The 8,306-nt window shown below is 45.2% G+C and carries 8 protein-coding genes and 1 pseudogene; 3 read left to right on the top strand and 6 right to left on the bottom strand.

Annotated features, from left to right (window positions below):
* The 3 genes and pseudogenes from Q0502_RS05000 to Q0502_RS04990 all read left to right on the top strand — a co-directional run.
* Positions 1-99, top strand: a pseudogene (locus Q0502_RS05000) (enoyl-ACP reductase); the annotation flags it as partial.
* 72 nt (positions 100-171) lie between these two features.
* Positions 172-780, top strand: a complete 609-nt coding sequence (locus Q0502_RS04995) for an L-threonylcarbamoyladenylate synthase (protein WP_298647907.1) — start codon at positions 172-174, stop codon at positions 778-780.
* Positions 781-857: 77 nt separating this feature from the next.
* Positions 858-2,609: a S41 family peptidase gene (locus tag Q0502_RS04990; protein WP_298647904.1), complete on the top strand. Its 1,752-nt coding sequence runs from the start codon at positions 858-860 to the stop codon at positions 2,607-2,609.
* 67 nt (positions 2,610-2,676) lie between these two features.
* Here the strand turns inward: Q0502_RS04990 and Q0502_RS04985 are convergent, their stop codons facing one another.
* From Q0502_RS04985 to Q0502_RS04960, 6 genes are all read right to left on the bottom strand, one after another.
* Positions 2,677-3,039 (bottom strand): hypothetical protein, encoded by a 363-nt coding sequence (locus Q0502_RS04985; protein ID WP_298647901.1) that lies wholly within the window; start codon positions 3,037-3,039, stop codon positions 2,677-2,679.
* Positions 3,040-3,080: 41 nt separating this feature from the next.
* The gene (dusB, locus tag Q0502_RS04980; protein ID WP_298647899.1) at positions 3,081-4,067 is read right to left on the bottom strand and encodes a tRNA dihydrouridine synthase DusB; all 987 of its coding nucleotides are present in this window, start codon (positions 4,065-4,067) and stop codon (positions 3,081-3,083) included.
* Between the two features lie 77 nt (positions 4,068-4,144).
* Complete coding sequence (locus Q0502_RS04975; protein ID WP_298647897.1) at positions 4,145-4,501, bottom strand: arsenate reductase family protein; 357 nt, start codon at positions 4,499-4,501, stop codon at positions 4,145-4,147.
* Between the two features lie 79 nt (positions 4,502-4,580).
* A complete protein-coding gene (locus tag Q0502_RS04970; RefSeq protein ID WP_298647895.1) occupies positions 4,581-6,671 on the bottom strand; it encodes an alpha-L-fucosidase in 2,091 nt (696 codons plus the stop codon).
* A gap of 130 nt (positions 6,672-6,801) precedes the next feature.
* Positions 6,802-7,251, bottom strand: coding sequence for an EamA family transporter (locus Q0502_RS04965; protein WP_366521762.1), 450 nt, complete (start codon positions 7,249-7,251; stop codon positions 6,802-6,804).
* Positions 7,229-8,158, bottom strand: a complete 930-nt coding sequence (locus Q0502_RS04960; RefSeq protein WP_298647892.1) for an ABC transporter substrate-binding protein — start codon at positions 8,156-8,158, stop codon at positions 7,229-7,231. The genes Q0502_RS04965 and Q0502_RS04960 overlap by 23 nt, the downstream gene beginning before the upstream one ends.
* Positions 8,159-8,306 lie beyond the last annotated feature (148 nt).

Genomic DNA, 8,306 nt, shown 5'->3' with positions numbered 1-8,306 from the left:
GGTTTCTCGAGCATGGGCATGAGTCTCCGTGCGATGAAGCAGTACAGCAACGGATTAGATGAAAATCGGGACGAAGAGGGGAATGTGATCTACGGGTAATATTCCGTTAATTATGAATAAATTAGCTTCGATCGATAAGGTTGAAGCTATTTTTTTATACATTTGCACCCTATGTTAGTGAAATTATATAATGAAAATCCCAGTCCGCGGGAAATTGAAAAAGTGGTCTCCGTACTTCGTGACGGTGGCATCGTGATCTATCCTACCGATACGCTGTACGGCATGGGATGCGATGCCCTGAACGTGCGGGCGGTAGAGAGAATATGCGACCTGAAAGGGATCAATCCGCAAAAAAGTAATTTATCGATCATCTGCAACGACCTGAGTGTCATCAGCGAATACGCCAAAGTGAGTACTCCCGTCTTTAAACTGATGAAGCGGAATCTACCGGGACCCTTCACGTTCATTTTGCCTACTACCTCGTCATTACCCAAAATCTACAAGAACAAGAAGACTGTCGGTATCCGCGTGCCCGACAACAATATCATCCGGGAGATCGTGGCCCAGCTTGGGAACCCGGTGCTGAGCACATCGGTAAAAGATGAAGATGATGAAATCGAATACACCACCGATCCGGAACTGATCCACGAAAAATGGGGAGAGATCGCCGATATCGTGATCGACGGCGGGTTCGGGGGGATGGAGCCTTCGACGGTAGTGGACTGTACTTCCGACGAACCGGAGATTATTCGGCAGGGCAAAGGAATGTTAAACTTCTGAAATTGTATAAATGGCGCTCAATTCTTTTCTATTTTCGCAATCTCACAATCTAATTGGATTCCACAAAAACTATAATTATGAAACGATTATTTTTCATTTTTCCGCTTATTGCCACATTGATAATCGTGGTTTCATCCTGCGATCCCAAAGATACTCCGGATACAAAACTGGGAGATATTGTTTCGGCTCAATACGATGCCACAACCCAGTCGTTCATAGTAAAATACAGTGAAGGGTCTGATAAAACCTACCCGGCTGTAATAGACAACACAGTAAGCCCCCCGGCTGCAGGCTATGCGCTTGACGATAAAACTTATCTTTATGCGGTCAATGCAGCAGTTTCCGGAGAGGCAACTATTTCAAAAGATGTAAATATTGTTTCTCAGTTTGTGTATGACGGGATGTCTCTTTACTATTACTGGGCGGATAATGTAACAAACAAGCAGCCAAAACTTACCGATGTTGATCCCGAAAATTATTTCTATAAGATCTTACATTCCACAGATACCCGGAACGGTTGGTCATGGATTACGGATGATGTAAATGCTCTTTTAGCCGAGTTTTCAGGTAAAGCATTATCGTTTGGCTATGATCTTAGTTTTATTATGGATAATAATGTTGTGTATGCTGTCGTTAAATATATACATCCCAATACCCCAGCAGCAAAAGCAGGCCTACAGCGGCTCGATTTAATCGGAAAACTCAACGGGCAACCTATTACCACTGAACAGCGAAACGGGAATGTTTATATCAGTGATCAATCGATCGACCTGCTTTATGGCAATAACGCCGTCAAATTCTCCACTTATAAAATTTCCGGAAACCAGATAGTAGCGAATAAAGAGGTAACCATTACCCCTGATGAAAGTGATAAAGATCCGGTTCTCTACGACCATATTTACACCGCCGGCAGTAAAAAGATCGGTTATCTTTTTTATACTAATTTCTATGATAATTTTAATCATCGTCTGTATGAGGTATTCAATAGGTTTAAACAAGAGGGTGTAACCGACCTGGTGCTGGATTTGCGTTATAATACGGGTGGATCTGTTTCAGCTGCTATCTATCTGGCTTCTTTAATAGCTCCAAGAACTACCGTGGAAAACAGATCCCCCTATGTAGTGATGGATTACAACAATTCATTGAATACCTCATTCGATGAATGGTATGATGAAGCAAAACCGGCAGATAAATATAAATATGACAGGAAAGAATATTTAGGCGTTTATGATACCGCCGAAGATAATAATCCTTTGAATGCAAACCTCGATTTAAATAAAGTTTACATTATCGCGACAGGAAACTCTTATTCCGCTTCAGAGCTCACGATGTTCTGTCTAGAACCCTATATAGATGTGGTTCACATTGGAGGCAATACAGGCGGAAAATATACCGCTTCCTGGACTATTCACGGATACGACGATGAATTAGGAGTACCGATATATGATGAAACGAAACTTTCATCTTCCCAAAAAACCAAACTGAAAAATTGGGCAATGCAACCCATCGTAGCCATGTATACCGATAAGGATAGTAAAAATTTCAGTAATCCCGGATATTTAGTTCCTGATTATAAATTGCAGGAAGGATTTGGCTACATCGATTACTGGGTTCCCATTGGCGATACCAAAGATGTTTTATTGGGACAAGCCTTGTATTTAATTTCGGGAGATGAGAGTTACTTACCCCTCCAACCCAGATCAACACGAAGTATTCAAACCATTATCAAAGAAGTTATTAATCCTCAAGATGCAGCCAAACCTGTAATTATGGATAATATGAAATTAACAGCGGAAGATTTCCAAAAACTTAAGGAATTACGAAACTGAAAAATATTACAGAGAAAGACAGTGTGAAAACAAAGAGGTCTTTTGGGCCTCTCTGTTTTTCACTCTATCAGTTTGCCCATAACGGACGTTTTTGTATCCTTTCATTTTCAATAGCGTCATATTTGATATATTGGTCGCGTTCCAGGATTTTTTGTAATTCCGTATCACGTTTTTGTTTCAGTTTTTTGATACGTTTTTGCTTGTTGCATAAGAAGCAACGTTCGGCTTTATTGACTTCCTGTAAAAAATTCAGTTCCACTTGACGGAGTTGTTGTGCCTGCGCATCATCAAAGCCGATCAATTTCTGCATAGAAGAAACTTTTTCTTCTACACTGTTTACCAATACATTTTCTATAATGGATCGTTGTTGAGCTGAAATTTCCAAAATCGTCAACAATAATAAAGCCAATACTAAAATCTTCTTCCTCATATCCATGCTTTTTCAGTAAGACTTCCCCTATTCCGGTTTGTTTAATCCACCTGAAATTTTTCCGGGATCTCATCCATGATAGAGAACAGTTCCGCGAGGGTATTGGCACGGAGCATGGCGATGCGTGTGGCTTTGAAATCGGGGATACCTTTGAACAGAGGGGTAGCGGCCAGGTGGCGGCGCATATGGAGGATACCCCGCATTTCGTCGATCCGCCCCACACTTTCAAGCACCTGCTGTTTCAGGATATTCAGATACCAGCGGAACGGCTCTTTGGGAAGGTGTTCGCCGGTCTGCAGATAATGCTTTACCTCCCTGAATAACCAGGGTGCGCCGATACTTCCGCGGCCAATCATTACAGCATCCACCCCGGTTTCATCGAAACGCTGCCGGCATCGCTCTACCGTATCTACATCACCATTGCCAATAATAGGTATATGCATACGCGGGTTATTTTTCACCTCCCGGATCAATGTCCAGTCGGCCTCTCCCTTATACATCTGCGAGCGGGTACGCCCGTGAATGGTCAGCGCTCCAATACCGCAATCCTGTAACTGTTCAGCCAACCGCACGATAATCTTCGAGTTCTCATCCCATCCCAGACGGGTTTTGACCGATACGGGTTTGTTCACCGCTTTGACCACTTTTTCGGTGATCTCCAGCATCACATCGGGTGTACGCATCATTCCCGAACCGGCACCCTTACCGGCTATCTTCCTTACCGGACAGCCGAAATTAATGTCAATAAGATCAGGATCGGCCTCTTCGCAGATTTTTGCGGCCTCCACCATGGCATCGGGATCGCACCCATAGATCTGTATCCCGATAGGACGCTCCTCCTCACTGAAAAGAATCTTCTCCTTTGTTTTCTTTATATCGCGGATAAGAGCGTCACTCGACACAAACTCAGTATAGACCATATCAGCTCCGAACTGCTTGCATAGCAGCCGAAACCCGATATCACTCACATCCTCCATCGGAGCGAGAAAAACGGGGTTATCCGGAAATTCTATATCGCCAATTTTCATACGATCATTTTATTTGTTTCCTTTATGTGTATGGAATTCGCGATAGTCCTTGTGTGAAAATGGTTCTCATACCCGTTTCATCGTAACTTCTCCTGCCACTCTATCTCGTTAAAGCCGACCAACACAAAGTCGTCAGCCACGATAATAGGACGCTTTACCACCATACCATTGGAAGCCAGGACCTCGATCAACTCGTCTCGGGTAGCTGTTTTCACCTTTTCCTTCAGATTCTGTTCCTTGTAGATCATCCCCGACGTGTTGAAGAAACGGCTGACAGGCAGACCGCTTCTGTCGATCCACACCGAAAGCTCCTCGCAGGTAGGGTTGTCTTCTGCGATATGTCTCGAAGTTACGTCTACATTATTTTCTTCCAGCCATTTAGCGGCTTTGCGACAAGTGCCGCATTTGGGATATTGTATAAATAATGGTTTCATTCTGTGATTTTTGCGGTGCAAAGATAATCAATGAGATGTGAATAATAAAATTTCGGGAAGCAGGGAAGTCTGCAACTATCTAACGGAAAATCACACTGATATTATTCAAACGCAAGGGCGAAACATTCGAGGGTGAATCGCCGGAACGAATGGAAACCCGGTGATTATCACCTCTTTCCAATGTGACAGGAGAAAGTTTCCGCGTATGGACCGTCCACTCATCCAATGGAGTTATGCCGTGGGAAAACTCTTCTTCAAATCCGTTATAATATTTAATTATAAGTTGATTACGACCTTCTTTCAACGGTAACAACACGATCTCTTCCTGTTGCTCTATTCTGTCGGGTGAGAAATGGGCTGTGATATACTCGCCGTTAAGGAGGATATAGACGGCATTGCCGCTCCCGATCTTCACTGCGACGGTTTGTGGGTTTGTGGATTCTATTTCCTGCAGGAAAACAACGCTTGCACGCGGAAGCATATGTTCGGTCTGCTTTTCCCCGTAACGGAAATCATCGACTGCAACCCAACCTGAACCGGCGACGTTCACATCAACCTCTTGCATGCCCTCTTCTTCTACATTCCCGAAAACACCCCTACCCGGTTTCCTGTATAAATTACCCCATTTCAGGCTGTTTTCGGGTAGCTTTACCGTTTCGGATGCATCTGCCTGAAAGGTTACGGATTGTTTCCGGCCGTCAATTTCCAGTTCAACCTCTCTCCCTTTCTCATTCTCCGTGAAAGTGATTTGCGGTGAAACGGAAGGTTTACGGGAACGAAACACCCAATCGTAACCTATCACACTTTTGTAGCCGGCGTAGTAATTAAGGCTCGAATGACCAAAAAGGGAAACAGCGTTCCGGGGGGTTAAAATCCCGTTCGTCACCACCGACAGAGGAATGAGGGTGTATCCGTCCTCAAACGTGATCTCCAACACGGGAATGGTTTTATCGGTAGAAACAGCGGACAAGTCGATCTGCAACTGCTCTTTGTTTTGTGAGTAAGGCAAAACATCTCCCGAAGACAACAGGGTCACTCCGTTTACTTTGCCATTGAACCCGGACAGATCGATTTTCCGGGATGCAGGCATCCTCTCCACAAAGGCAAACAAACGATCTTCTTTCGTAGTGATATCGCCCCAGGCGAACGCATGATGGAACGGGTTGGCACGGGTACCATAGATAGCTTCACTATTTGTTTTCACCCATTGTCCGATTTCCAGCAATACCTCACGTTCGAACTCTACCACTGCGCCGTCCCCCCGCGGCCCGATATTGAGCAGGAAATTCCCTCCCCTGCTGATCACTTTAATGAGACTCTCTATTTTTTCTTTCACCTTTAGTTGCACTTCCCCCCTTTCCTGCCAGGAACGGTACCCCCAGGTTTCATCGAACATGGAAGCGGCCGTCTGCCAAGGCACGCCGATTTGGTAATCGGGATACTCGTTATCGGCCATCACCGAGAAATCCACATAATCGTTCCCCAATCGTCCGCTGATCATACATTCCGGTTGCAGCCGGTTGACCAGTTCATACAGTCCTTTACTTTGTTCAGGCGTAAGGGAACCCATATCGAACCAGATTTCGGAGAGAGGCCCGTAATTCGTCATGATCTCCTCCACCTGTTTCAGATTGAACGCGAAATGCTCCGGTGTAAGCGGGTCGGCATTATGGCTTGAAATAGGGTATGCCTGCGGGAAATGCCAGTCGATCAATGAAAAATAGACAGCGAACCCTATCCCTCCCCGTTCACAGGCATCGGCCAGTTCTTTCATCAAATCCCTGCCGTAAGGCGTAGCATCCACGATATTGAAATCGGTATGGGCTGAATGGTACATGCAGAAGCCATCGTGGTGCTTGGAAGTGAAAACGATCGATCTCATCCCGGCTGCTCGGGCCAGCGCCACGATGCTGTCCGGATTCCATTCGATGGGATTAAATTCGTTGGCCGTATTGCCATACCAGTCGCTGAAAATCCCTGCGAACGACTGGATCTGTTCGCTATACCCGCGCGTTACGGGTTTACCTTCATACACGCCTCCGTATACGGAATACAACCCAAAATGGATGAACATGGAAAACTTACGGTCAAGCCATTGCTGCGACGGTTTCTCCTGCGCCGCAAGAGTGGTTGCCATAAACAAGGAAACAATTAAAAGACAGTACTTCATACGATTATTTTATTATTTCACATCGAGGTGTATGGAAGAGGAACGATTATCTGTTTAGGAAAAACAAAAATAGGAAATTAAACAAAAACAGGCAAATCAGAATAATTTGCCTGTCTGCTTTTCGATCTACTTACTTCACCACCAACAGCAACGTCCCGGAAACGATCAATACCGCTGCCAGGGCTGTACGCAAGGTAATGGTTTCCCCCAGAAACATAGCTGCCAACAAGATAGTCAGCACTATACTGAGTTTATCCAACATGGCTACCTGCGTAACATTACCGAGTTGTAACGCTTTGAAATAAAAGATCCATGAGAGACCGGTAGCTACTCCCGAGATAACCAGAAAAAAAATATTTTGCCAGGAGAGGGTGTGGATCCCTCTCGCTTCGCCGCGACTGAAAACGATGAGCCATATCATGATAAGGATGACAATGGTACGTATTCCGGTAGCGAGATTAGAATTGATATTCGCCACGCCTACTTTGGCAAAGATGGCCGTAAGCGCAGCGAATAAAGCGGAAAGGAGAGCGTAGATCCACCACATGCCTTCTACTTTAGAGTGCCTGTGACACTTCATCTATCATCATATTCACGGATGCAATTCCACCTCCGGCAAGATACCATACCTCGGGATTGAGGTAAAAGATCTTTCCGTTTTGGGCGGCATTGGTCTGCCTCACGAGTTTATTTTCCACCTCTTCTTTGTCCATGACGGCATTTCCCACGATCATGCTCCGATCGACAATAAAAATAATATCGGGGTTGGCCTTCTGGACAAATTCGCTCGATACGGGAGTTCCGTGGATATGTGTTCCCAATCCTTTTTCGGCCTCCTGAAAACCCAGTACATCATGGATAATACCGAAACGAGAGCCGCTGCCGTAGGCGCTGAACCGTCCCCTGTTGTGCAGCAGGATAAGCGCTCTTTCGTCCGCGGATTCCACTTTTGTTTTCACTTCCCCGACCTTCGTTTCGATCCCCGCGAATGCCCGGTCCAATTCGTCCTGTTTACCGAATATCCGCCCGAGATCATCCAGATTGGCTTTAAAAGCGCCAAGGAAATCGGTGGTTCCCATCACGGTAGGATAGATTACCGGAGCGATGGCGGAGAGGTCTTTATAGAAATCGGCCAACCTCCCGCCGATGATGATCAGGTCGGGCTGCAGTTCATTGATTTTTTCCAGGTTAACTTCCACTACCGTTCCTACATCTACTATGGAAGGGTCGTCTTTGTACTTGCTCAGGTGGCTCGGCACTCCTGATTTAGGAATGGCGACGGGTTTAATGCCCAGATAATCGAGATTTTCCAGGGCAGAAAAATCGAGCACGACTACCCGCTGGGGGTTCACGGGAACCTCTACGGTATCTAAACTATGGACCACTGTAACAGTCTCTCCTGCTGTCTCTCTCTGTTGATGATTGCCGGTACAACCGGACAGGGCGATAATCACGCCCAATGCGAAAAGGAATATTCTTGTTTTCATACCTCTTTGATTTGTTGATTGATTAATTTGATGATTTGTTGGCTGAGAAGTTAGAAATTGGAACTAAGAAATTAGAAGTTAGAACTAAAAACTAAGAAATCAGAAGTTCAAGAAGTGGAGAAGTGAAGAATGATTTCCTCCAATTATC

The sequence above is a fragment of the uncultured Proteiniphilum sp. genome, assembly GCF_937873925.1.
In the GTDB taxonomy this organism is placed as follows: domain Bacteria; phylum Bacteroidota; class Bacteroidia; order Bacteroidales; family Dysgonomonadaceae; genus Proteiniphilum.
The sequence above is the reverse complement of the archived record's forward strand: the minus strand, read 5'-3'. Positions and strand labels throughout refer to the sequence as shown.

What these genes read in the sequence shown, in the direction of transcription:
- Q0502_RS04995 (WP_298647907.1), top strand. Translation starts at nt 172, where the DNA reads ATGTTAGTGAAATTATATAATGAAAATCCCAGTCCGCGGGAAATTGAA.
- Q0502_RS04990 (WP_298647904.1), top strand. Translation starts at nt 858, where the DNA reads ATGAAACGATTATTTTTCATTTTTCCGCTTATTGCCACATTGATAATC.
- Q0502_RS04985 (WP_298647901.1), bottom strand. Translation starts at nt 3,039, where the DNA reads ATGAGGAAGAAGATTTTAGTATTGGCTTTATTATTGTTGACGATTTTG.
- dusB (WP_298647899.1), bottom strand. Translation starts at nt 4,067, where the DNA reads ATGAAAATTGGCGATATAGAATTTCCGGATAACCCCGTTTTTCTCGCT.
- Q0502_RS04975 (WP_298647897.1), bottom strand. Translation starts at nt 4,501, where the DNA reads ATGAAACCATTATTTATACAATATCCCAAATGCGGCACTTGTCGCAAA.
- Q0502_RS04970 (WP_298647895.1), bottom strand. Translation starts at nt 6,671, where the DNA reads ATGAAGTACTGTCTTTTAATTGTTTCCTTGTTTATGGCAACCACTCTT.
- Q0502_RS04965 (WP_366521762.1), bottom strand. Translation starts at nt 7,251, where the DNA reads ATGAAGTGTCACAGGCACTCTAAAGTAGAAGGCATGTGGTGGATCTAC.
- Q0502_RS04960 (WP_298647892.1), bottom strand. Translation starts at nt 8,158, where the DNA reads ATGAAAACAAGAATATTCCTTTTCGCATTGGGCGTGATTATCGCCCTG.